Origin of the sequence: Mesorhizobium sp. KR2-14 (genome assembly GCF_040049255.1) — a bacterium.
Lineage (GTDB): Bacteria > Pseudomonadota > Alphaproteobacteria > Rhizobiales > Rhizobiaceae > Pseudaminobacter.
This window is the reverse complement of sequence record NZ_JBDZDR010000005.1, coordinates 235,514-257,697: the sequence shown is the minus strand read 5'-3', so window position 1 is coordinate 257,697 and position 22,184 is coordinate 235,514. Positions and strand designations below refer to the sequence as shown.

Genomic DNA, 22,184 nt, shown 5'->3' with positions numbered 1-22,184 from the left:
GACCTGGGACAGTGGCGCCTGTCAGGCGTCCTTTTCAGCCTGCTGGTTGACCGGGCCAGGCTCGGCCGGCGCTTCGGCGGCGTTGTTCTTGGGGCCACCGGCGGAAACACCCACCATGGCCGGGCGCAGCACGCGCTCGCCGATCGAATAGCCCGGCTGAACCACCTGCACCACAGTGCCGGCCGGAATGTCGGGATTGGGCACCTCGAACATGGCCTGGTGGAAGTGCGGGTCGAACTTGGAGCCCTCGGGATCCAGCTTCTTCACGCCATGGCGTTCGAGCGCGAGCAGCATCGACCGCTCCGTCATCTCGACGCCCTCGAGCAGCGCCAGCAGACCGGCCTCGCCGGCGGCACGTGCCTCGGCCGGCACGGCCTCGATGGCGCGGCGCAGATTGTCGGAAACGCCCAGCATATCGCGGGCGAAATTGGCCATGGAATAGGCGCGCGCATCCTGCACATCGCGAGCGGTGCGGCGGCGCAGGTTCTCCATGTCGGCTGCAATGCGAAGAGCCCGGTCCTTCAGCTCTTCGTTTTCCTTCATCAACCGCACCAGCGCCTCATAGTCGCTTTCCTGGCCGGTTTCCTGCGCTTCCGTGGCGGCCCGCACAGCCTCGTTCTCCTCGGGTGCGCGTTCGTGTTTTTCCTGGTCGCTCATCGCATATCCCGTCATTGCTTCAAGAATGGCAAAGTTGCGCCCGATATCGAGGTTCGGGGGTGAAAAATCAAGAGGCAGCCCTGCTTACAGCGGTCGGGGCGGAACTGGAGCGCCCAAGCCGCAACCCGTCCAATTTAACTAAATATTCACAAAACCGGTCTGGAATCGTTCAACACTGTACGCTTGAGGAACAAATTCAAGCCAACGGAGTTCTTCAGCGCGAAACGATAAGGTTTTGGGGCCATGGCCCGAGTTAAAGACAAGATATCCAACGCTCTGGCGGCCGAGATCAGGCGACAGATCGGCACGGAGACAATGCGAAGATTCGTCCGCTCCTTGCCCGCCTTCAGGCCTGATCCAGAAATACCCGGCAATATGCGCGACCTTCTGGGCAAGCTGGACCACCTGGAAAAGCCGGGAAAGGAAGCGCGGCCGCGCGGCTGAGACCGCGTGACTTGTTCAGCGCCTCAGCCGGCTGCCTTGCGACGCCAGGAATATTTGAGGCCGGTGTCCGCCGCCTTCACCGACGGCTGGTAATGCAGCGGCAATCCGCCGATACGTCCCGCCGCCAGCCGGGCGATCAATGTCGGGTGCGAAACCTCGAATTCATCGAAGCCAAGGCGCAGCATGTGGGGAAGCTGGTCGACCAGCACCTGACCCGTGGCGCGCAAGGCACCCGTAAAACCATGGCGCCGCCGCAGCAACTCGGCCTTGGAGAAGCTGCGGCCGTCGCTGAACGCCGGGAAGGCCAGCGCCACAAGCGAGAGCGTGTCGAGCAGATCGACAATGACATCCACTGCTTCGCCGGGCTGGAGCAGCACGCCGAGCCGCTCACTGTAGGCTTCCCGCACCTGCGGATCGAGACCGAGGAAGGCCTGCAGCGGCAGGATGAAGCGGCCATTGCCGGCCAGCGCCTCGGCAGTGTCGGCATGCCGCCAGTCGTCCTCGCGAAAACCTTCAGGCGTCCAGAGGCGCGGTTGCGCGTTGGTTTCAGACATTCGGGGACTTCCTAAAGCGATGAATTGTTCAGCGACCGGTCGAGGCCGGAGAGATGGATACCGCATTCCGTCTTGCCCTGCCCGGCCCAGCGACCGCTGCGGGCATCCTCGCCCGGCTTTACCGCCTGGGTGCAGGGGAAGCAGCCGATCGACAGATAGCCATAGGCGACCAGCGGGTTCTCCCGCAGATCATGGGCGCGCATGTACTCGCCCAAATCGGCGGCGGTCCAGCTCGCCAGCGGATTGATGCGCACGCGCGGCCCCACGGCCTCGAAGGCCGGCAGCGCCTGGCGCGTTGCGGCCTGGAAGCGCTTGCGCCCCGTAAACCAGGCGCGAAACGGCGCCACGCCTCGCGCCATGGGCTCGACCTTGCGGATCGCGCAGCAGGCATCGACGTCGGAGAGGTGCAGCTTCCCGTCGGGGTCGTCGCGATCCAGGGCCACCTGCTCCGGCGTGACGATGCGCAGATCGGTCAGCCCGAAATCGGCGACCAGCGCATCGCGGTAGTCCAGCGTCTCGCCGAAATGCTTGCCGGTGTCGAGGAACACGATGGGCACGGAGCGGTCGACCTCGGCGATCATGTGCAGCAGCACCGCGGAATCGGCACCGAACGAAGACACCGCCGCGATCTCGCCGGCAAAGGACCGGGTCACCGCCTGCTCGATGATTTCCATTGGCAGGCGGCCGCCATATTGCTCTTCCAGCGAGGCGGCCTCGGCCTGCGCCGTGGCTTCGGCGTCAAGCGGCCTTGGCTTCGCTGCCATAGAGCGCCTCCTTGAACGGCGCGGCACCGAGACGACGATAGGCGTCGATGAATTTTTCCGAACGGTCGAGGCGCAGCTTCAGATAGGTCTCCACCACGGTCTCGATCGCGTCGGTAATCTCGTCCGGGGCAAAGCCGCGCCCGACGATTTCGCCGATCGAGGTGTTCTCGTCGGCCGAGCCGCCGAGGGTCACCTGATAAAGCTCGCCGCCCTTCTTCTCCACGCCCAATATGCCGATGTGGCCGACATGGTGATGGCCGCAGGCATTGATGCAGCCGGAGATCTTCAGCTTCAGCTCGCCGATGTCGCGCTGCCGCTCCAGCGAGGCGAAGCGCTGCGAAATCTCCTGCGCCACGGGGATGGCGCGGGCATTGGCAAGCGCGCAGTAGTCGAGGCCCGGGCAGGCGATGATGTCGGAGATCAGCCCGGCATTGGCCGTCGCAAGGCCTACCTCGACCAGCGCGTCATAGACGGCCTTCAGGTCGGCGCGCGCGACATGGGGCAGGATCAGGTTCTGCTCATGCGAGACGCGCAGCTCGTCGAAGGCATATTTTTCCGCGATGTCGGCAACGGCCTCCATCTGGCTGTCGGTGGCGTCGCCGGGCGCTTCGCCGATGCCCTTCAGCGAAATCGTCACCGCGGCGTAGTCGGGACGCCTGTGGGTGATGACGTTCTGGTCGAGCCACTCGCTGAAGCTCTTGCTGTCGAGCCGCGCCGTCTTGACCGCCTCGTCGCCCTCCGGGCGCGGGCCGAGCGCCGGCGGCGCGAAATAGGCGGCGATTGCCTGCACATCCGCCTCGGGCAGCTTCAACTCGCCCTCCTTCAGCGCTTCCCATTCGGCCTCGACCTGGCGGGTCAGCTCCTCGACGCCGGTCTCATGCACCAGGATCTTGATGCGCGCCTTGTACTTGTTGTCGCGACGCCCGTAGAGATTGTAAACGCGCAGGATCGCCGTGGTGTAGGAGAGCAGGTGCTCCTCCGGCAGGAAATCCCTGATCTTCTTGGCAATCAGCGGCGTGCGCCCCTGCCCACCGCCGACATAGACGGCAAAGCCGAGTTCGCCGGCCGCGTTCTTCTTCAGATGCAGGCCGATGTCGTGGACCTGGATGGCGGCGCGGTCGCGCTCGGCGCCGGTCACGGCGATCTTGAACTTGCGCGGCAGGTAGGAAAACTCCGGGTGCACGGACGACCACTGGCGCAGGATTTCGGCATAGGGGCGCGGGTCGGCGACCTCATCGGCGGCAGCGCCGGCGAAGTGATCGGCAGTGACATTGCGGATGCAGTTGCCCGAAGTCTGGATCGCGTGCATCTCGACGCTGGCGAGATCGGCGAGGATCGTGGGAATGTCCGACAGCGCCGGCCAGTTGAACTGGATGTTCTGGCGCGTGGTGAAGTGGCCGTAGCCCTTGTCGTATTTGCGGCCGATATGGGCCAGCATGCGCAGCTGGCGCGAATTCAGCGTGCCGTAGGGGATCGCCACGCGCAGCATGTAGGCGTGGAGCTGGAGATAGACGCCGTTCATCAGCCGCAGCGGGCGGAACTGGTCCTCGGTGATCTCGCCGGCAAGGCGCCGCTCGACCTGGTCGCTGAACTCGGCGACGCGGGCCTTCACGAAATCATGGTCGAACTCGTCGTAGCGGTACATCGTATTCGTCTCTCAATGGGCCGTGTGGCCTGATCTTCACGCCGCGCGGGAAATGTCGGGGCGGGCCTGCTTGCCCAGGTCGATGCGATTGGTCGGGCCGGCGGCGCGGATCTGTTCGCGCAGGCGTGTCGGGCGGATCTCGCCATCGACGAGCTGCACGTCGATCAGATTGACGTCGACAACCTGGTTGTTCTCCAGCGCCGCCTTGCCGATGGCTTCGAGGCGTTCCTCGCCAGCCTTGTCGACGGCGATCTCGGAGCGCACGATCGTCTCGGCCCAGACGTGGCCGGCCGAAAACCACACAGCTTCGCCGTCAGTCAGGCGGTTGGCGGTCAAAATCTTCATGCCACGCTTTCCTTGAAATCCTGGGCCTCGACCCCGTTGGCGCGAATGGACCGGGCCAGCGGCTCGGAGCCAGCGAAATTGGCGCCGGCGACGGCATCGCCGATGATGGTCATGACCGGGCCGGTGAGATCGGTGCGCGTCTCCAGCGACGGCAGATCGGTCAGCGTGCCGTGGAACTTGCGACGTTCGGCAAGACTGGCGTTTTCCACCACAGCGACAGCGGTGTCGGGTGCAAGACCCGCCGCGATCAGCCGCGAGGCGACGTCGGCGGCCACCGATCGGCCCATATAGACGGCAACCGTCGCGCCCGAGATGGCGAGCTTGGCCCAGTCCGGCAGCGACTTGCCCTTGAGATCGTGCCCGGTGGTGAACACCATGGACGAGGTGACCCCACGCAAGGTTAGCGGCAGCTCGAAATCGGCCGCGGCGGCAAAGGCGGAGGTGACACCGGGAACGACTTCGTAGGAAATGCCGGCATCACGCAGCGCCTGCATCTCCTCGCCGGCCCGGCCGAACACCAGCGGGTCGCCCGACTTCAGCCGCACCACGCGCTTGCCCTCGCGAGCGAGGCTGACCAGCAGCGCATTGATCTGCGCTTGCGACTTGGAATGGCAGCCCTTGCGCTTGCCGACAGGCAGCCGCTCGGCATCGCGGCGGCCCATGGCGACCACCGCCTCGGGCACCAGGGCGTCATGGACGATGACATCCGCTTCCATGAGGTGGCGGTGGGCGCGCAGCGTCAGCAGGTCCTCGGCGCCCGGCCCCGCGCCCACAAGCGCCACATGGCCATGCGCCGGTTCGTCTAGCGCAAGCAATTCCGATGCTGCCCGGCGCGCTTCGCCTGGTTCCCCGCGCTCCATTGCCCGCGCCGGCGCGCCGCCAAAAAACTCGCGCCAGAAGCGGCGACGGGCGACGCCCCTGGGCAGGAAAGCCTCGGCGGCCTCGCGAAAGGTCTCGGCAAGCGAAGCAAGCGGACCGAGCGAGGGCGAAAGCATGCGATCGATCCTGGCGCGCACCATCTGCGCCAGCACCGGCCCGGCCCCCTCCGTGCCTACGGCCACGGCCAGGGGCGCGCGGTTGACCAGCGCCGGCGTGAAGAAGTCGCACAGTTCGGGCCGGTCGACCGCGTTGACCGGAATGCCCAGGCGGCGCGCGTCTTCTGAAACGATACGATCCTGCACCGCATCGCCGGTGGCGGCGAAGACCATAACCGCACCTTCAAGGCGGGCAGGATCGTAGGCGGCCTCGGCATAGTTCGCATTGCCGGCCTCGATCCAGGCCGCGAATTCGGGATCGAGCCGATCTGAAAGCACCACGATGCGGGCGCTCGACTGGCCAAGCAGCCGCGCCTTGGCGAAAGCCTCATCGCCGCCGCCGACGATGACCACAGCTTGCCCCTCGACCCGCATGAAGACGGGAAAGGCGTTGAGCTTGGCGGGCGACTGCGTCATGGCGAAGAGGGTTCCGGCTATTGCCGTGATTTGTAGCCGTGCGCACCGAGAAGCAGAAGAAATGCACTCGCGCCGCCCAACGGGCGAGGCAATCGTTTTTCTGCAGGTTCAAATGGGGGCGGAAAAATAATCCCTGCCTGCGCGAGAGACGCCCCAGAGGAGCGATCGCCACCTTTGGTTTCGCGATATATCTGCCACAGCAAAAGCGTCGGCGCGCCGCGAGACGCACCCGGAATGTCTGCCCGCTTCGGGAAATTTCAGCCTGTTGCCGCCATGCCGGGCGGCTGCACGTCAGACGTGCTGGCCGCCGTTGATGTGGATTTCCGAGCCGGTCACGTAGGACGCCTGGCCCGAGCAGAGGAAGTAGATGATGTCGGCCACTTCCGAAGTCGCGCCAAGGCGGCGCAACGGGATCGTCTCGACGATCTTGTCGGTGCCGGGCGACAGGATAGCAGTGTCGATCTCGCCGGGCGCGATGGCGTTGACGCGAATGCCATGCGGACCGAAGTCGTGCGCCATCTCGCGGGTCAGCGAGCCGAGCGCTGCCTTGGACGTCGCGTAGGAGGTGCCGGCAAAGGGGTGAACGCGCGTGCCGGCTATGGACGTGACGTTCACGATCGAGCCCTGCGCGGCCACGAGTTCCTTGAACAGGCCGCGCGCCAGCATGATGGGCGCAAAGAAATTGACCTGGAAGACATCGCGCCAGACATGCATCGGCGTCTCCAGCGAGTTCATCCGGCTGCCGTCCTTGAGCTTCGGCGAGATGCCCGCATTGTTGACCAGCGCATGCAGCTTGCCGCCCTGGTCCAGCAGCCTGTGGCGGATTTCGGCGACCGCGCGGCCGACATCCTCCGGATCGGCGAGATCGACCTTGATGTGGTCTTCCGGCCCGGCAGGCCAGGGGCAATTCTCGGCGAAGTCCTGGCGAGAGCAGGTGATGACCCGCCAGCCCTCGCGCGAGAAACGCTTGACGGTAGCGTGCCCGATGCCGCGGCTGGCACCGGTCAAAACGATGGTCTTTCTTGCGTCGGATGTGTCGGCGGTCATGATGCGATCTCCCGCACGCTATGTAGACGAAGGAGCTCGTGCTGGCGAGAGGTGTTTGGCCGCAGCCTCCGGCTCAGGCGCTAATTGCCGAGGATCACATCGAGGATCGAGCCCTGACGGCGCACGGCCGGGCCGCCCACATCGGCCGGCGGCACCGGACGCCCGATCGACGATGTCGTCGGCCCCCGCGGCATCGGCACGAAGCCACTGTCGCGGTCGGCCGCATCGATCGCCCTGGCCGCATCCTCCAGAACCTGATCCGTCGGCGCCGGGACCCCATTGCCCGCCACGGGCATGTCGGTGTCGCCCCGTTCGTCCTGCGGGGTCGATGTCCAGCTCCCCGGCAGTGCTGCAACCGGCACGCCCTCATGCGCGGCCACCATGAATTCGTGCCAGGCCTGCGCCGGAAGCGCGCCGCCGGTCACCTTCTTCATCGGCTTGCCGTCATCATTGCCGAACCAGACGCCGGTGGTCAGGTTGGCGGTGTAGCCGACGAACCAGGCGTCGCGCGAATTCTGGCTGGTTCCGGTCTTGCCGGCCGAAGGCCAGTTGAACGCGGCCTTCCTGGCGGTACCGACCTCCACCGCCCCGGCCATCATGGCGTTCATCATGCCCACGATCTCCGGCCGGATGACACGCGGTGTGTTGCCGCCGGTGTTCTCGTACAGCACTTCACCCGAGGCGGTGGTTACCCGCTGGATGAAGTGGACCTCCGGACGGTAGCCGCCGTTGGCGAACGGCACATAGGCCGCCGTCAGCTCCAGCGGGGTGACTTCCGACGTGCCGAGCGCGAGCGATGCATTGGCCTGCATCTGTGATTCGATGCCCATCCGCCGCGCCACCTCGATGACGGCCTCGGGCCCGACCTCCATGGCGAGCTGGGCAGCGACCGAATTCAGCGACTTGGCCAGTGCCGTGGCCAGCGTGACCCTGCCATAATACTTGCCGTTGTAGTTGCTGGGCGTCCAGTTGCCGATCTTGATCGGCGCGTCGTTGCGGACGCTGTCGGGCGTGCGGCCCTGCTCCAGCGCAGCGAGGTAGACGAAGGGCTTGAAGGTCGAACCCGGCTGGCGGCGCGCCTCGGAAGCGCGGTCGAACTGGCTGTTGGCATAATCGTAGCCCCCGACCATGGCGCGCACGGCACCGGAATTGTCGATGGAGACCAGCGCGCCCTGGCTGACGTCGAGCTTCTTGCCGTTCTCCTCGATCAGCCGCCGGATCGATTTTTCTGCGAGGCTCTGCAAGGTCAGGTCGATGGTGGTGTCGACAACGATGTCGCTGCGCACCTCGCCGATCAGTCCCGGCAATTCTTCCATGACGCGGTCGGCCACATAGTGCTCCGAACCGGTCCAATAGGCCGCCGCGCGCGTGGCTGGCGCGCTCATGGCCGCCGTCAGCTCCTTGTCGGTGATCATCTTCTCATCGCGCATCGCCGCCAGAACGAGCTGCGCGCGCGCTTCCGCCGCCTTCGGGTCGCGCGCCGGCGAAAGCCGGGACGGCGCCTTGAGCAGGCCGGCTAGGAGAGCCGCCTCAGCCAGGGTGACGTCGCGGGCCGACTTGCCGAAATAGCGGCGCGAAGCCGCCTCGACGCCATAGGCTCCGGATCCGAAATAGACCCGGTTGAGGTACATTTCGAGGATCTGGTCCTTGGTGTGCTTCTGCTCGAGCCAGAGCGCCAGCAGAACTTCCTGCACCTTGCGCTCCAGCGTGCGGTCGGGCTTGAGGAAAAGGTTCTTGGCCAACTGCTGGGTGAGCGTCGAGCCGCCCTGTGCCATGCGGCCACTCGTAATGTTCCCCACCAGCGCCCGGGCAAGGCCGAGCGGATCGAAGCCGAAATGCGAATAGAACCGGCGATCCTCGATCGCCATCACCGCCTGCGGGATATAGGGTGACATTTCGTGCAGCCCGACCGCTTCGCCGCCCGTCATGCCCCGATTGGCGAGAAGCTTTCCGTCGACCGACACGATCTTGACATTGGGCGGCCTGTCGGGAATGGCCCAGGTGGTCGAGCTCGGCATTTGTGCGCCGTAGTAGACAAGCACGCCGGCGGCCGCGATGCCGGCCCAGATCGCCAGCACGAAGCCCCAATAGATCATGCGCCCAAAGCCGCCGAACAGCCCACGGCGCTTCCTGGTCTTCGTTCTCCGGGCCTTCGGCTCCGCCCGTTCTTCGGCTCTCCCCCGCCGCTCTACCGGGCGGCGCGGCGGGCTTTCCCTTCGGCGGCGCGAAGATGGAATGACGCGATCGTCCTCGCTGACCGACAGGCCCGACTCGTCCTCCCCTTCGACGGGACCGCCGAAAGTCGGTTCGATGCGCCTGCTTTGTCTTTTCGCCATGCCGTCCGCTGCCCGTCCACGCCTGATGGGCGTCGAGTGGACACTAAAATGCGGCGATTTAAGGAGCCCTTAAGCAACAAAGCTCTGACCAGGCCGCAGATGGCGTGCAGTCCGGCAAACACAATGTTGCTTCACGCTGGTCGATGAATTCCCACAGGAGCCGTGGTTACGTTATTCCCCCGAGCTTTTGCAGCCAGCCAAATGCCGTGCGTGGATCAGCGCATGCCCTTGCCGATGTTCTGTGAATTTTTGGAAAAAGGCAGAAATATAGACAGCAACAAAGCAACCGGGCCAAGCAATATCCCGATCAGAAACCAGATGAACGCATTATATCCTTTTGACGAGGAAATAACGACCGTAACGCCCGCGCAGATTATCCAGAGTGCGAGGAAAACCATACTCACCTCCAAGCCCCCAGTTAATTGATCATCGCTCAAAAAAACATACGGCGCAAGTTTTCACCGAAGGATTTTCGGCGCCAGAGCAAGGTCGATCGCCGCAGCAAATCAACTCAGATAATCTCCTTGTCTCGTTTTTGTTCCAAATTTTATCGATCCTATGCCGCCGGCATGATCGCGACCGATAGTTTGGAATCTGGCCCTGAGAAAAGCTGAGAAGAACTCAGCTATGGGCGAAAATATCCGCCTCTTCCCAGCCCATCAGATCGAGCCGTGCCCGCGCCGGCAGGAAGCGGAAACAGGCTTCGGCCACGGCCGTGCGACCGTCGCGCTGCAATCTGGCCACCAGCACATCGCGCAGACGATGCAAGTACAAAACGTCCGAGGCCGCATATTCAATCTGTTCCGGGGACAGCGTTTCGGCCGCCCAATCGGACGATTGCTGCACCTTCGACAGGCTGACGCCCAGCAATTCGGAGCAGATGTCCTTCAGCCCGTGACGATCGGTGTAGGTGCGGGTCAGCCGCGAAGCGATCTTGGTGCAGAACACCGGCTCCGGCATGACGCCGAACGCGTTGAACAGCACGGCCAGATCGAAACGGCCGTAGTGGAACAGCTTGGTGATGCCGTTGTCGCCAAGCAGCTTGACGAGGTTGGGCGCGGTCTTCTGCCCGCGCTCGATCTGGATGACATCCGCCGAGCCATCGCCCGGCGAGATCTGCACGACGCAAAGCCTGTCGCGATGCGGGTTGAGGCCCAGCGTCTCGGTGTCGATGGCAATTGCGTCGACATTGTAGTGGGACAGATCCGGCAGGTCGTTCTTGTGGAAGCGGATGGTCATCTTGGTTCTTTCAAAAAATCAGCGGGTCAACGCGTCGAGAATCCGCGCCCAGGAGCGCTGTCCCTTGTGGAACGACGACAGGTCGTATTTCTCGTTCGGCGAGTGGATGCGGTCGTCCACCAGTGCAAAGCCGGCCAGAAGCGATTCCATGCCAAGGAAGTTCTGGAAATCGCCGACGATGGGAATGGACCCGCCCATGGCGATCATCACGGCTGGCTTTTCCCACTCGTCCGACAGCGCCTGCTTGGCCTTGATGAGGAACGGCGAGTCGTAGGAAAGCTGGATGGCCGGCGAGCCGCCATGCTCGTGGAACTCGACCGAGCAATCGGCCGGGATGCGCGCGCGCACGAAGTCGCGGAGCGCGGCACGGATCTTGTCCGGGTCCTGCTTGTGCACCAGCCGGCACGAAACCTTTGCCGAGGCCTCGGCCGCGATCACCGTCTTGAAGCCCTCGCCCGTGTAGCCGCCGGTGATGCCGTTGAACTCGGCCGTCGGACGCGCCCAGGTCAGCTCGAGGACCGACCGGCCCTTCTCGCCCGAGGGAATGGACAGGCCGACTTCGCCAAGGAAGTTCTCCGTGGTTTCGCCCAGCGAGTCCCACGACTTCAGGATCTGCGAAGGCGTTTCCTCCACGCCCTCATAGAAGCCTGGAATGGTCACGCGGCCGGTATCGTCGTGCATGTCGGCCAGCACCTTGGCCAGGATGCGGATGGGGTTGGCGGCGGCGCCGCCGAACTCGCCCGAATGGAGGTCGCGATTGGCCGCGTGCACCACGATTTCCTCGCCGACGAGGCCGCGCAGGCCGACGCAAAGAGCCGGCGTCGTGCGGTCCCACATGCCGGTGTCGCAAACCATGGCGAAGTCGGCCTTGAGCTCGGCCGCGTTGGCTTCGAGGAACGGCTTCAGCGACGGCGAGCCCGATTCCTCCTCGCCCTCGAACAGGATGCTGACCTTGCAGGGCAGCTTGCCGTGCACCTGCTTGTAGGCGCGGCATGCCTCGACGAAGAGCATCAGCTGGCCCTTGTCGTCGGAGGAGCCGCGGCCGGTGATGACCTTGCGGCCCGGGCTGAGCTCTTTCAGTTTCGGATCGAACGGATCGTCTTCCCACAGGTTGAGGGGATCGACCGGCTGTACGTCGTAGTGGCCGTAGAACAGCACATGCGGCGCATCTGCCGACGGGCCTTCGTGGTGGGCGACCACCATCGGATGGCCGGGGGTGTCGCGCACGCTCGCTTCGAAGCCGATCGACTTCAGGTCCGCCACCAGCCACTCGGCCGCCTTGCGGCAATCCGCGGCGAAAGCCGGATCAGTGGAGATCGACCGGATGCGGAGCAGTTCGTACAAGCGCTCCAGGCTCTGGTCGAGATTGGCGTCGATTTGATCGAGAACGGGTGCAATGGCGAGCATTCTTCATGGCCTTTCGATTCTGCGGAGGCCACCCTAGAGCAACGCACCTGCTGATGGAAAGCCCGTTGGCAACCCATGATCGCCGTGATCGTGGCGCTCCATATCGGAGGCCAAAAAAATGCCGCCGTGGTGGAGGGGAACCACGGCGGCGACTTCAAAAAAGGGTGCGGCAGCCCGGAGAGGGGGGATTAGGCTGCCGCAACGTCCGGTCCAGGCGGGGGACGGGCCTTATCCGGACTCGGCTAAGATTGCCGATGACCGGTATTTGGAGCGCTCAAGATGGCAATTCAAGGGCGCCCACATTACACTTTCGTAACATAACCGTGATCGCCAAAACGCCGTCAGGAAACGGCAGGACGCAGTGCCTTTCCCGAGCTTTGCAATGGACAGTTCACGACCTCCACGATAGGGCTAGCCCATGAAAAAAGGCGATCACCTCTTCCTCATCGACGGCTCCGGATACATCTTCCGCGCCTATCACGCGCTGCCTCCGCTGACGCGCAAGTCGGACAGCCTTCCGGTCGGTGCGGTTTCCGGCTTCTGCAACATGCTGTGGAAGCTGATGAAAGACGCCCGCGACACCGAAGCGGGCACTGTGCCCACGCATTTCGCTGTGATCTTCGACCATTCGTCGAAGACGTTCCGCAATGACGTCTACGAGCACTACAAGGCCAACCGCTCGGCGCCGCCGGAGGACCTCGTTCCGCAATTCGGCCTGATCCGCCAGGCAACGCGAGCCTTCGACGTGCCGTGCCTGGAAATGCAGGGCTATGAAGCCGACGACCTCATCGCGACCTATGCGCGGCTCGCCTGCGAGGCCGGCGGCGATACCACCATCGTTTCGTCCGACAAGGACCTGATGCAGCTCGTCGGGCCGTCGGTCGCCATGTACGACCCGATGAAGGACCGCCATATCGGCGTGCCCGAGGTCGTCGAGAAATGGGGCGTGCCGCCCGAGAAGATGATCGACCTGCAGGCGCTGACCGGCGACTCGGTCGACAACGTGCCCGGGGTGCCGGGCATCGGCCCGAAAACCGCCGCGCAACTGCTGGAGCAGTTCGGCGACCTCGATACGCTGCTGGCCCGCGCCGGCGAGATCAAGCAGGACAAGCGTCGCCAGTCGATCATCGAGAACGCCGACAAGGCGCGCATCTCGCGCGAACTGGTCAAGCTCAGGAACGACGTGCCGGTGAAGGAAGAGCTGAGCGAATTTCTGCTCCAGCCGCCGAACGGCCCCAAGCTGATCTCCTTCCTCAAGGCGATGGAGTTTTCGTCGCTGACCCGCCGCGTGGCCGAAGCCACCGGCGCCGAGCCTTCCGAAATCGAGCCGGCGCGTGTGGTCGTGCAATGGGGGAAGGAGGCGCATGGGCCGGACCTGGATCTCGGCCTCGCGCCTGTTTCCACCACCGCGCCTGCCGCCGAAGCGGGCGCCGCGGCGACAGCACCTTCCCCGGAAGCGGCTGCGGGGCGCGCGGAAGCGCTTTCTCCTGCAGCCCTTGCCGAGGCGCGCGCCCATGCTGCAGTCGCCGAAAAGATAAATCCCGACGCCTATGCCTGCATACGCGATCTGCAGACCCTGGCGGACTGGGCGGCGGAGGCCACTGTGGCCGGCGTGGTGGCCTTCAACACCGAGACGACGTCGCTCGACCCGATGCTTGCCGAACTGTGCGGGCTTTCACTCGCCACGCGCTCCGGCCGCGCCGCCTATGTGCCGCTCAACCACAAGAACGGCCAGGGCGACCTGCTCGGCGGCGGCCTGGTCGACAACCAGATCGACATCCGCGACGCATTGGCGCTCGTCAAGCCGCTGCTGGAGAACCCGGCCGTCCTGAAGATCGGCCATGACCTGAAATACGACCTCGTCGTAATGAACCGGCACGGCATCGACATCGCGCCCTATGACGACACGATGCTGATTTCCTACGCGCTCGAAGCCGGCGCAGGCGGCCATGGCATGGACGCGCTTGCCGAACGCTGGCTGGGCCACAAGACCATTCCCCACAAGGAAGTGGCCGGCAGCGGCAGGTCGATGACGTCCTTCGATCTCGTCGACATCGAAAAGGCCACCCGCTACGGCGGCGAGCATGCCGACGTGACCCTGCGCCTCTGGCGCGTGCTGAAACCGCGCCTGGCGGCAAAGGGCGTGGTCTCGGTCTACGAGCGGCTGGAGCGACCTCTGGTGCCGGTGCTGGCGCAGATGGAGCAGCGAGGCATTTCCGTCGATCGCCAGATCCTGAGCCGGCTTTCGGGCGAACTGGCACAGGGCGCGGCGGCGCTGGAGGACGAAATCTACCGCCTCGCCGGCGAGAAGCTGAACATCGGCTCGCCCAAGCAGCTTGGCGACATCCTGTTCGGCAAGATGGGCCTGCCCGGCGGTTCCAAGACCAAGACCGGCCAGTGGTCGACCTCGGCGCAGGTTCTGGAAGACCTGGCTGCCGCGGGCCACGAGCTGCCGCGCAAGATCGTCGACTGGCGCCAGCTTACCAAGCTGAAATCGACCTACACCGACGCCTTGCCGGGATACATCCACCCCGAGACCAAGCGCGTGCACACTTCCTACGCGCTGGCCGCCACCACCACCGGCCGGCTGTCGTCGTCCGAGCCCAACCTGCAGAACATTCCGATCCGCACGGCCGAAGGGCGGCGGATCCGCACCGCTTTCATTGCCGACAAGGGCAACAAGCTGGTGTCGGCCGACTACAGCCAGATCGAGCTGCGGGTGCTTGCACACGTCGCCGAAATTCCGCAGCTCAGGCAGGCCTTTTCCGACGGCATCGACATCCACGCCATGACCGCGTCGGAAATGTTCGGCGTACCGGTGGCCGGAATGCCGCCAGAGGTGCGCCGCCGCGCCAAGGCGATCAATTTCGGCATCATCTATGGCATCTCGGCCTTCGGCCTTGCCAACCAGCTTTCGATCCCGCGCGAGGAAGCCGGCGAGTACATCAAGCGCTATTTCGAGCGTTTCCCGGGCATTCGCGACTATATGGAGAGCACCAAGGCATTCGCCCGCGACAAGGGCTATGTCGAGACCATCTTCGGGCGGCGGGCGCATTATCCGGAGATCCGCGCGTCCAACCCGCAGATCCGTTCCTTCAACGAGCGCGCGGCGATCAACGCGCCGATCCAGGGATCGGCCGCCGACATCATCCGTCGCGCCATGGTGCGGATGGAAACGGCGCTTCCGGAAGCCGGCCTCGGCGCCCGCATGCTGCTGCAGGTGCATGACGAGCTGATCTTCGAGGTGCCGGAGGCCGAGGTCGAGGCGACGCTGCCGGTGGTGCGCACCGTAATGGAGAGCGCGGCCATGCCGGCCGTGGCGCTTAAGGTACCGCTGCAGGTCGAGGCCCGGGCCGCAAACAACTGGGACGAGGCGCACTGAGCCTCGTCATCTCAACGGCCCCGTGAATCGTCAGCCCCCGCCGGTTGCCATGCCCGGCGGCGGCTCGCGTCACCTCGCGGCCATGTCCAGAGGCACGACCAGCATGCCACCGGCGGCCTCTGAGAGATGGGCTTCGACGCCGTAAACCGCGCGCAGGCGCTCCCGCGTCAACACCTCCCCGGGCGTTCCATCAGCAATGATGGCGCCTTTGTTGAGCAGGATCAGGCGCGTGCACCAGCGCGCAGCGAGGCTGAGATCGTGCAGCGACGCGACCACCCCGCGCCCTTCCCCGGCAAGCTCGGCAAACAGCCGCATCGATGCAATCTGGTGCGAGGGGTCGAGCCCTGCCGTCGGCTCGTCGGCAAGCAGGAGCGGCGCATCCTGCGCCAGCGCCCTCGCGATCAGCACCCGCGCCTTCTCGCCGCCCGAAAGCTCGGTCGCCGTGCGATGGCGAAACGCTTCCAGTTCCATGCGCCGGATCGCTTCTTCGATCTGCGCCCTGTCGGTGGCGTCGAGGCCGGCAAAGGCCGGCCGGTGTGGCGCCCTGCCGAGCGAAACCACGGTCTCGACGGAAACGGGCCAGCCGATCTCGCGCTCCTGCGGCAGATAGGCGATGCGGCGCGCCCGCTCCCGCGCGGTCATCGCGGCGACATCTTGCCCGGCGATGGTGACTTTCCCCTGCGCGGCGATGAGCCCGAGGGCCGCCCGAAGCAGCGTGGACTTGCCCGCACCGTTGGGGCCGATCAGCCCGACGAACTCGCCTTCGCCGACGTGGAAGGAAATGCCGTTCAGCACCGTTCTGCGCCCAAGCGAAGCGTGCAGGTTTTCCACCGACAGCAGGCTCACAACAGGGTCCTCCGCGTGCGGTAGACGAGCCAGAGGAAGAACGGCGCGCCGACAATTGCGGTAAGCACGCCGAGCTTCAGGTCCTTTTCCGGCGTGATGACACGCACCAGGATATCGGCGGCGAGCAGCACGCACGCGCCGCCCAGCGCGCTCGCGGGCAAGAGGTGCGACGGTCGCGCCCCTACCAGCGGCCGCAACAAATGCGGCACGACGAGGCCGACGAAGCCGATGGCGCCGGCCACGGCGGTGGCCGCCCCCACGGAAGCGGCCGTGCCCAGCACGGCCAGCAACTGCACCCGGCGCAGATTGACCCCCATGCTGGCGGCGGCGTCTCTGCCGAGCGTCAGCGTATCGAGCGAGCGCCCAACGCTTGCCAGCATCGCCCAGCCGGCCAGCATGAAGGGCCCGGCGAGCCAGACATGCGTCATCGAACGGTCGGCGAGCGAGCCCAGCATCCAGAACATGATTTCGACCGCGGCGAAGGGATTGGGTGACAGGTTGAGCGCCAGCGAGGTCATGGAAGCGGCAAAGCTCGACACTGCCACGCCGGCGAGGATGACCGTCAACGCGCTGCCGCGCATGCCGGCCATGGCTTGCACCACCACGACCGCGACCACCGCGCCGGCCAAGGCGGCCAGCGGCAGGCCGAGCGGGAAGACGGCGGAGAAGCCGGTATAGATCGCGATCACCGCGCCCAGCGAAGCCGAAGCGCTGACGCCGAGCAGCGCGGGCTCCGCCAGCGGATTGCGCAGATAGCCCTGCAGAACCGCACCGGAGAGACCGAGCGTGGCGCCGATCATCAGGCCGAGGAGCGCGCGTGGCAGGCGGATTTCCTGCATGATCAGCGCCATCGGCTCGGCCTTGTCGGAAAACAGCGCAGCAATGCTTTCGCCGAAGCCGATTGCCGCCGGGCCGACCGTGAGCGAGAGGCCAAACAGCAGCAGCACGGTTACGCCTAGCAGGAAGAGAAGCAGCCGAAAGCGCGCGGTCTCGCTCATCTGACCTCCTCAACGGTCCGCGCCGCTTCCCTCATGATGCGCACTGCTTCCAGCGTGAAGGGCGCCCCGCAGATCGTGTATTTGGCCGGGACGTTGACTGCCTTCTTTCCAGCCGTCACCGCCTTGAAGGCGGGGTGGACATAGCCCTGCCCCGCCAGCGCCGGCGCGCCGTATTGCTCCCGGCTGGTGAAAACCAGGTCCGGATTCTCGAGTGCCAGCAACTCCAGCGGCAGCTTGGTGGTGCCGGCCAGGCCCAGCCTGTCGGCAATGTTCCGGAGGCCCGCCGCCCTCACCGTTTCATCCACCAGCGTGCCGGCACCGGAGGTGTAGCCGTCGGTGTAGTAGAGCGCGATCGAGCGGTTTGATGCAGGCTGCGCGCGGAGGCGCGCCAGCTCCGCATCCATGCCGGAAACCAGCGCCGCGGCCTTTTCCTGTTGCCCCAGCATCTCGCCCATGCGGGCGATTTGCGTGCGAATGTCCTCAAAGGAGTCTGCCGGTGCGAACTCCTCCACGCGCAGTCCGAGCCGGCGCAACAGATCGACAGTCGTCCGGGTGGTGTAGGTGCCCGCCACAATGAGGTCCGGCGACATCAGGAAGATTTCCTCGGCCAGGCCGTGATTGACCACATAGCTCGCGGCCGCATCGGCCAGCACCGATGCGGTCGGATCCGTCGCCAGATTGGACACCGAATAGAGCTGCCCCTCGCCCGCAATCAGCATGGCGAGCTGGTCGGTACAGACATTCAGCGACACGACACGATGGGGCGGCTGCGCTGCGAAGACCGGCGCGGAGACCGCTGATGCGATGGCAATTGCCACGGCCACGGCGATCACCCGCAGTGAAGGTCCCGCCCCGGTCATCGCTCTCCGCCTTGTCCCTTCAGCCAGTCCCATCGCATGCCTTCAAACGAGAGCCCGTTGTGCCGGGCCAGCTTCAAACTCAGAAGTTTCGAGTGAAGCTCAACCCGATTGTACGCCCCGGCGCGAGATATCCCTGAGAATATGGCGGAACACCATCTGCGGCGGTCAAATATTGCTCGTCGAAGACGTTCTCGACGGACAGCTTGAGCTGGGATTGGGAATCCAGAGAGTAGAGCGCCGTGAAGTCCACCGTCACATAGTCCGCCAGCTTCCCCGTGTTTGCGGCATCGGCGTAGCGCGCCGCGCCATAGAGCAGCCTGGCCGAAAGGTTGAGCGCTTCCGTCGGGCTGTAGTTCAGCTCGGCGGTAGCCTTGAAGAGGTCGCGGTAGGGAAGATAGTTGCCGGTGTCCTGGTTCAGCGGCTGGCGGATGTCGAGTGTCGTCTTGCCGCTCCATTCCTCGCTGAACTGGTGGGCCAGCGCCGCCTCGAACCCGGTGATGCGGGCGCGGGCAACGTTCTCGGGCGTATAGCTCGGCGCAAAGGAGGCGATCGCGTCGGTCACCCAGGTCTGGTAAAAGGCGAGGTCCAGACTGGTGCCGGCGGACGCCTGCCAGTTCAGCCCGACCTCATAGGAGCGCGACTTCTCCGGCTTCAGGTTCGGATTGGAAAAGCCCGGATAGTACAGCTCGTTGAAGGTCGGCGCCCGGAAGCCGGTGGCAAAGGATGCACGCAGCACCAGATCGGCCAGCACGTCGTAGCTCGCACCCACATTGTAGGTCGTCGCGCCGCCAAATTGTTCGTTGTGGTCGTAGCGAATGCCGCTGTCGACGCGAAGCGCCTCGTATTCCAGCGAATATTGGCTGAACACCGCGGCAAGCGTGCGCGAAGTGACGGCGTAGTCGATCGTGGAATCGACGTGCTCGCGATAGGCCTCGATGCCGCCGGCCAGGATATGCGCCACGCTGCCGGTCTGGAAACCTTTCTCCGTCGAGGCGAATATGCCGTGGCGCTGCGTGTCGTACTTGGTGCCGCCGGCCACTCCCTTGCGGAAATTGGTCGAGTAGTCGAGCCCCGAGCTTGCTTCGACGGTCGAGGTCCAGTCGTCCGCGTGCAGGATCTGCGCGCCGAGCTTTCCGGCGAAGGTGCTGGCATCAACCTCGTTGTCGAAGGGATAGGCGCTGTCATACTGGCTGCGGCCAGCTGCAAAAAGGCCATCGGCGTAGAGCCTGCCCCAATCGAAATCCTTCGACAGCGACAGGTTCAACGAGCCTTGGAGAAAGCCTTCGTCGCCCGGTTCGTGGTCCCAGGCGAGCGGCGTGGTGAAGTCGTAGCCGCGGGTGCCGAGAATACTGCCGCCGACCGAGTAGTCCATCCCGTTGGAGGTACGTCCTTGAGCGGAGCCGGAAACGTAGCCGCCCCAGGGGTGGGTGATGCCGGTCGTCACGCTGGCGCAGGCATCGCGGCCATCGGCGCAGGGGCCGCCCTGCCTGGTGATGATGTTGACGACGCCGCCCATGGCGTCGGCGCCATATTGCGCCGAATGCGCCCCCTTGGCCACTTCGATGCGCTCGATGGCGCTCAGCGGAATGTTGAAGATCGAGGCGGTTCCGGTCGTGGCCGCGCTTGCCCGCACGCCGTTGATGAGAACCAGCGTCTGGCTGGCCGACATGCCACGCATGTGGATATTGGCCGCGGCTCCCTGACCGCCATAGGAGACGATGGACACGCCGGTGTGGGCCCTCAACAGCGACGGCAGGTCCGGCGCGGCAGATTGCTCGATCTCCTTGGCATCGATCACGGTGACGGAAGACGTCGAACCCGCCAGCGAGCTTTCTCGCCTCAGCGGCGTGGTCACGACGACCCGCTCCAGAAGCGTGGTGTCATCATCGACCTGCTCGGCCGATGCGGTCTGGGGGAACACGATTGCCGCACAGCCGGTTGCGGCGAGCGCAAGAACACTTGCGCGCAAATTCAGTCTCTTCATTCAGCACTCCATTCGGCCTGCAAGCGGGGTTCCGCATGCAAGCTCCAGAGCCGCCGATCGGAGATGTCCGGGACTGTGTCCGTCAGAATCGTCCGGGCGCGCGGCAACACTTTTTTCAAATGTCACCGCCACGGACGACCGCGCCTGAACACACCCCGTATTCAAGCATGGGTGACCGGAAAAGGCAGGTCTCCTGACTTCCGGGTCAACGCTTCGCCTTCGCCTTCCCAATCGCGCGGTGCGCTCTTAGTGGCTTGGTTGAAGGAAAGCTCGCCGGTTACAGTTGCGGGGGCAGTCTCGGCTTCGACCCGAAGGTCTCACCGTGTTCCCTTTTCATCCGCCGCGAAGCGGAACCAATTCCGAATCGATTGGTAGCCACGCGCGCCCGGAAGGTCAACCAGCACGAGGTGCAGATCGGGCGCGGGGAAGAGTTCGTCGCTTCCTGGCCGGTGTGGCACGCGGCCGCATCACCTGAGGCGAGCGCGCCGGCCTATGCGGCCAACGCCGCGCATTTGGCGCAGGTGCCGCGAAATTCGATGACAGCCCTCTTCGCCGCAAAGCCGGTCGAACCGATCCAGGCGTCGAGCTGCTCGCCGATGACCTCGTCCGAAAACTCCGAGACCTGGCCGCACTTGTCGCAGATTGCGAAAGCAATCAGCCGGTGGCTGTGATCGTGCGGCTCGGAACAGGCAACAAAGGCATTCATGCTCTCCAGCCGGTGGACGAAGCCGGCATTCATCAGACCTTCGAGCGCGCGATAGACCTGCAGCGGCGCACGAAAACCCTGCTCCCGCAACTGGTCGAGCAGCATGTAGGCGCTGAGCGGCCCGCTCGCAGCCTCGAGTTTCTCGAGCACGCGAAGCTGGTTCTTCGTCAGCTTTTCCCTTGCCGCCATGATGCTGCTCGCCCTTCCTAAACCCTGCAATTCTGAAACTTGGCCCGAATTGCCGGGTTTGTCACCTTCGAGAGCTCACATAGCGATTGGCCGGGCAAAATGCCACTGCCGGGACCCGGCAGTGGCATTGGTAATGGCCGCCCCAGCCAATTCCGTCAGAGTTTGGTCCAGGCCGCGTTCTTCTTGGAAGACTTCACGCAGGCTTCCACGAAGGCCACGCCTTCCACGCCATCCTCCACCGTGGGGTAGAGCACGTCGTTGCCCGGATTGCCGTTGCGGCGCGCGGCGCGGATCGCCCTGGCAGCTTCGGCATAGATGGTGGCAAAGCCTTCCAGATAGCCTTCCGGATGCCCGGCCGGCACGCGCGTGACGCGTGCGGCCGCCGGTCCGGCGCCCGCGCCGGCACGGGTCAGCAGCCGCTTGGGCTCGCCGAACGGCGTGTGCCAAAGGTAGTTCGGGTCGCTCTGCGTCCACTCGACGCCACCCTTGGTGCCATAGACCCGGAGCTTCAGGCCATTTTCGTTACCGGGCGCGACCTGGCTTGCCCACAGCATGCCCTTGGCCCCGCCCTTGAAGCGCAGCATGACATGCGCATTGTCGTCGAGCTGCCGGCCGGGCACGAATGCGTCGAGGTCGGCCGAAAGACTGTCCAGCTCCAGCCCGGTGACGAAACGGGCGAGGTTATAGGCATGGGTGCCGATATCGCCGGTGGAGCCGCCGGCGCCCGATTGCTTCGGGTCGGTGCGCCACGCCGCCTGCTTGGACCCATGATCCTCCGCCTTCTCGGTCAGCCAATCCTGCGGATATTCGGCCTGCACGACACGGATTTCGCCGAGCTGGCCATTCTGCACCATCTCGCGCGCCTGCCGGATCATCGGATAGCCGGTGTAATTGTGGGTGAGGACGAAGACCTTGCCCGTCTTTTCGACCAGCGCTGCGAGCTTCCTGGCGTCGGCCAGGCTGGAGGTCAGCGGCTTGTCGGAGATGACGTGGATGCCCGCCTCCAGGAACGCCTTGGCGGCCGGATAATGCATGTGGTTGGGCGTCACGATCGCCACCGCCTCGATACCATCCGGGCGTTTCGCCTCGGTCTTGGCCATCTCCTGGAACGAGCCATAGCTGCGCTCCGGATCAAGCCCGAGTTCGGCGCCCGATGCTCTCGCCCTTTCGGGATCGGACGAAAGCGCGCCGGCCACCAGCTCGAACTCGCCGTCTAGGCGAGCGGCGATGCGGTGCACCCCGCCGATGAAGGCTCCCTGCCCGCCGCCCACCATGCCGTAGCGGATCGGGCCTTCCCTGCGCTCGCTGCGTCCCTCAATGGTCATCTTGA

The 22,184-nt window shown here is 65.0% G+C and carries 19 protein-coding genes and 1 riboswitch; of the genes, 2 read left to right on the top strand and 17 right to left on the bottom strand.

Annotated features, from left to right (window positions below):
• Nucleotides 1-21 precede the first annotated feature (21 nt).
• Complete coding sequence (gene grpE / locus ABLE86_RS15535; protein ID WP_348779856.1) at nucleotides 22-657, bottom strand: nucleotide exchange factor GrpE; 636 nt, start codon at nucleotides 655-657, stop codon at nucleotides 22-24.
• Between the two features lie 315 nt (nucleotides 658-972).
• Here grpE and ABLE86_RS15530 point away from each other — a divergent pair, with 315 nt between their 5' ends.
• Complete coding sequence (locus tag ABLE86_RS15530; RefSeq protein ID WP_348779855.1) at nucleotides 973-1,101, top strand: hypothetical protein; 129 nt, start codon at nucleotides 973-975, stop codon at nucleotides 1,099-1,101.
• A 23-nt stretch (nucleotides 1,102-1,124) separates the two neighbouring features.
• Here the strand turns inward: ABLE86_RS15530 and ABLE86_RS15525 are convergent, their stop codons facing one another.
• The 10 genes from ABLE86_RS15525 to ABLE86_RS15480 form a co-directional block, all read right to left on the bottom strand.
• Nucleotides 1,125-1,655, bottom strand: a complete 531-nt coding sequence (locus ABLE86_RS15525; protein WP_348779854.1) for a DUF934 domain-containing protein — start codon at nucleotides 1,653-1,655, stop codon at nucleotides 1,125-1,127.
• Between the two features lie 11 nt (nucleotides 1,656-1,666).
• Entirely contained in the window at nucleotides 1,667-2,419 is a 753-nt protein-coding gene (locus ABLE86_RS15520; RefSeq protein ID WP_348779853.1) for a phosphoadenylyl-sulfate reductase, read from the bottom strand.
• Nucleotides 2,394-4,064: a nitrite/sulfite reductase gene (locus tag ABLE86_RS15515; protein WP_348779852.1), complete on the bottom strand. Its 1,671-nt coding sequence runs from the start codon at nucleotides 4,062-4,064 to the stop codon at nucleotides 2,394-2,396. Before ABLE86_RS15515 ends, ABLE86_RS15520 begins: the two co-directional genes overlap by 26 nt.
• 36 nt (nucleotides 4,065-4,100) lie before the next feature.
• Entirely contained in the window at nucleotides 4,101-4,409 is a 309-nt protein-coding gene (locus tag ABLE86_RS15510; RefSeq protein ID WP_348779851.1) for a DUF2849 domain-containing protein, read from the bottom strand.
• Entirely contained in the window at nucleotides 4,406-5,860 is a 1,455-nt protein-coding gene (gene cysG, locus ABLE86_RS15505; RefSeq protein ID WP_348779850.1) for a siroheme synthase CysG, read from the bottom strand. The genes ABLE86_RS15510 and cysG overlap by 4 nt, the downstream gene beginning before the upstream one ends.
• Nucleotides 5,861-6,151: 291 nt before the next feature.
• On the bottom strand, nucleotides 6,152-6,907 hold the full coding sequence (locus ABLE86_RS15500; RefSeq protein ID WP_348779849.1) for an SDR family oxidoreductase: 756 nt from the start codon (nucleotides 6,905-6,907) through the stop codon (nucleotides 6,152-6,154).
• 80 nt (nucleotides 6,908-6,987) lie between these two features.
• A complete protein-coding gene (locus tag ABLE86_RS15495; protein ID WP_348779848.1) occupies nucleotides 6,988-9,243 on the bottom strand; it encodes a transglycosylase domain-containing protein in 2,256 nt (751 codons plus the stop codon).
• A gap of 215 nt (nucleotides 9,244-9,458) precedes the next feature.
• Entirely contained in the window at nucleotides 9,459-9,641 is a 183-nt protein-coding gene (locus tag ABLE86_RS15490; protein ID WP_348779847.1) for a hypothetical protein, read from the bottom strand.
• A 223-nt stretch (nucleotides 9,642-9,864) separates the two neighbouring features.
• Nucleotides 9,865-10,482 (bottom strand): ribonuclease D, encoded by a 618-nt coding sequence (locus ABLE86_RS15485; protein WP_348779846.1) that lies wholly within the window; start codon nucleotides 10,480-10,482, stop codon nucleotides 9,865-9,867.
• Between the two features lie 18 nt (nucleotides 10,483-10,500).
• Nucleotides 10,501-11,889 (bottom strand): dipeptidase, encoded by a 1,389-nt coding sequence (locus tag ABLE86_RS15480; protein WP_348779845.1) that lies wholly within the window; start codon nucleotides 11,887-11,889, stop codon nucleotides 10,501-10,503.
• A 418-nt stretch (nucleotides 11,890-12,307) separates the two neighbouring features.
• Between ABLE86_RS15480 and polA the strand changes: the two genes are divergently transcribed.
• On the top strand, nucleotides 12,308-15,271 hold the full coding sequence (polA, locus tag ABLE86_RS15475; RefSeq protein ID WP_348779844.1) for a DNA polymerase I: 2,964 nt from the start codon (nucleotides 12,308-12,310) through the stop codon (nucleotides 15,269-15,271).
• A gap of 69 nt (nucleotides 15,272-15,340) precedes the next feature.
• Here polA and ABLE86_RS15470 read toward each other — a convergent pair whose 3' ends face one another.
• From ABLE86_RS15470 to ABLE86_RS15445, 6 genes are all read right to left on the bottom strand, one after another.
• The gene (locus ABLE86_RS15470) at nucleotides 15,341-16,117 is read right to left on the bottom strand and encodes an ABC transporter ATP-binding protein (RefSeq protein WP_348779843.1); all 777 of its coding nucleotides are present in this window, start codon (nucleotides 16,115-16,117) and stop codon (nucleotides 15,341-15,343) included.
• Nucleotides 16,114-17,115, bottom strand: a complete 1,002-nt coding sequence (locus tag ABLE86_RS15465) for an iron ABC transporter permease (RefSeq protein ID WP_348779842.1) — start codon at nucleotides 17,113-17,115, stop codon at nucleotides 16,114-16,116. Before ABLE86_RS15465 ends, ABLE86_RS15470 begins: the two co-directional genes overlap by 4 nt.
• Nucleotides 17,112-17,975: an ABC transporter substrate-binding protein gene (locus ABLE86_RS15460; RefSeq protein ID WP_348779841.1), complete on the bottom strand. Its 864-nt coding sequence runs from the start codon at nucleotides 17,973-17,975 to the stop codon at nucleotides 17,112-17,114. Before ABLE86_RS15460 ends, ABLE86_RS15465 begins: the two co-directional genes overlap by 4 nt.
• Nucleotides 17,976-18,054: 79 nt before the next feature.
• Complete coding sequence (locus ABLE86_RS15455; protein WP_348779840.1) at nucleotides 18,055-19,959, bottom strand: TonB-dependent receptor; 1,905 nt, start codon at nucleotides 19,957-19,959, stop codon at nucleotides 18,055-18,057.
• Nucleotides 19,960-20,124: 165 nt separating this feature from the next.
• Nucleotides 20,125-20,332, bottom strand: a riboswitch (cobalamin riboswitch).
• Between the two features lie 117 nt (nucleotides 20,333-20,449).
• Complete coding sequence (locus ABLE86_RS15450; RefSeq protein ID WP_348779839.1) at nucleotides 20,450-20,854, bottom strand: Fur family transcriptional regulator; 405 nt, start codon at nucleotides 20,852-20,854, stop codon at nucleotides 20,450-20,452.
• A gap of 155 nt (nucleotides 20,855-21,009) precedes the next feature.
• Entirely contained in the window at nucleotides 21,010-22,179 is a 1,170-nt protein-coding gene (locus ABLE86_RS15445; RefSeq protein WP_348779838.1) for a Gfo/Idh/MocA family oxidoreductase, read from the bottom strand.
• Nucleotides 22,180-22,184: the final 5 nt, after the last annotated feature.

Coding starts and splice junctions, on each gene's coding strand:
- grpE (WP_348779856.1), bottom strand. CDS start 657: ATGAGCGACCAGGAAAAACACGAACGCGCACCCGAGGAGAACGAGGCT.
- ABLE86_RS15530 (WP_348779855.1), top strand. CDS start 973: ATGCGAAGATTCGTCCGCTCCTTGCCCGCCTTCAGGCCTGATCCAGAA.
- ABLE86_RS15525 (WP_348779854.1), bottom strand. CDS start 1,655: ATGTCTGAAACCAACGCGCAACCGCGCCTCTGGACGCCTGAAGGTTTT.
- ABLE86_RS15520 (WP_348779853.1), bottom strand. CDS start 2,419: ATGGCAGCGAAGCCAAGGCCGCTTGACGCCGAAGCCACGGCGCAGGCC.
- ABLE86_RS15515 (WP_348779852.1), bottom strand. CDS start 4,064: ATGTACCGCTACGACGAGTTCGACCATGATTTCGTGAAGGCCCGCGTC.
- ABLE86_RS15510 (WP_348779851.1), bottom strand. CDS start 4,409: ATGAAGATTTTGACCGCCAACCGCCTGACTGACGGCGAAGCTGTGTGG.
- cysG (WP_348779850.1), bottom strand. CDS start 5,860: ATGACGCAGTCGCCCGCCAAGCTCAACGCCTTTCCCGTCTTCATGCGG.
- ABLE86_RS15500 (WP_348779849.1), bottom strand. CDS start 6,907: ATGACCGCCGACACATCCGACGCAAGAAAGACCATCGTTTTGACCGGT.
- ABLE86_RS15495 (WP_348779848.1), bottom strand. CDS start 9,243: ATGGCGAAAAGACAAAGCAGGCGCATCGAACCGACTTTCGGCGGTCCC.
- ABLE86_RS15490 (WP_348779847.1), bottom strand. CDS start 9,641: ATGGTTTTCCTCGCACTCTGGATAATCTGCGCGGGCGTTACGGTCGTT.
- ABLE86_RS15485 (WP_348779846.1), bottom strand. CDS start 10,482: ATGACCATCCGCTTCCACAAGAACGACCTGCCGGATCTGTCCCACTAC.
- ABLE86_RS15480 (WP_348779845.1), bottom strand. CDS start 11,889: ATGCTCGCCATTGCACCCGTTCTCGATCAAATCGACGCCAATCTCGAC.
- polA (WP_348779844.1), top strand. CDS start 12,308: ATGAAAAAAGGCGATCACCTCTTCCTCATCGACGGCTCCGGATACATC.
- ABLE86_RS15465 (WP_348779842.1), bottom strand. CDS start 17,115: ATGAGCGAGACCGCGCGCTTTCGGCTGCTTCTCTTCCTGCTAGGCGTA.
- ABLE86_RS15460 (WP_348779841.1), bottom strand. CDS start 17,975: ATGACCGGGGCGGGACCTTCACTGCGGGTGATCGCCGTGGCCGTGGCA.
- ABLE86_RS15455 (WP_348779840.1), bottom strand. CDS start 19,959: ATGAAGAGACTGAATTTGCGCGCAAGTGTTCTTGCGCTCGCCGCAACC.
- ABLE86_RS15450 (WP_348779839.1), bottom strand. CDS start 20,854: ATGGCGGCAAGGGAAAAGCTGACGAAGAACCAGCTTCGCGTGCTCGAG.
- ABLE86_RS15445 (WP_348779838.1), bottom strand. CDS start 22,179: ATGACCATTGAGGGACGCAGCGAGCGCAGGGAAGGCCCGATCCGCTAC.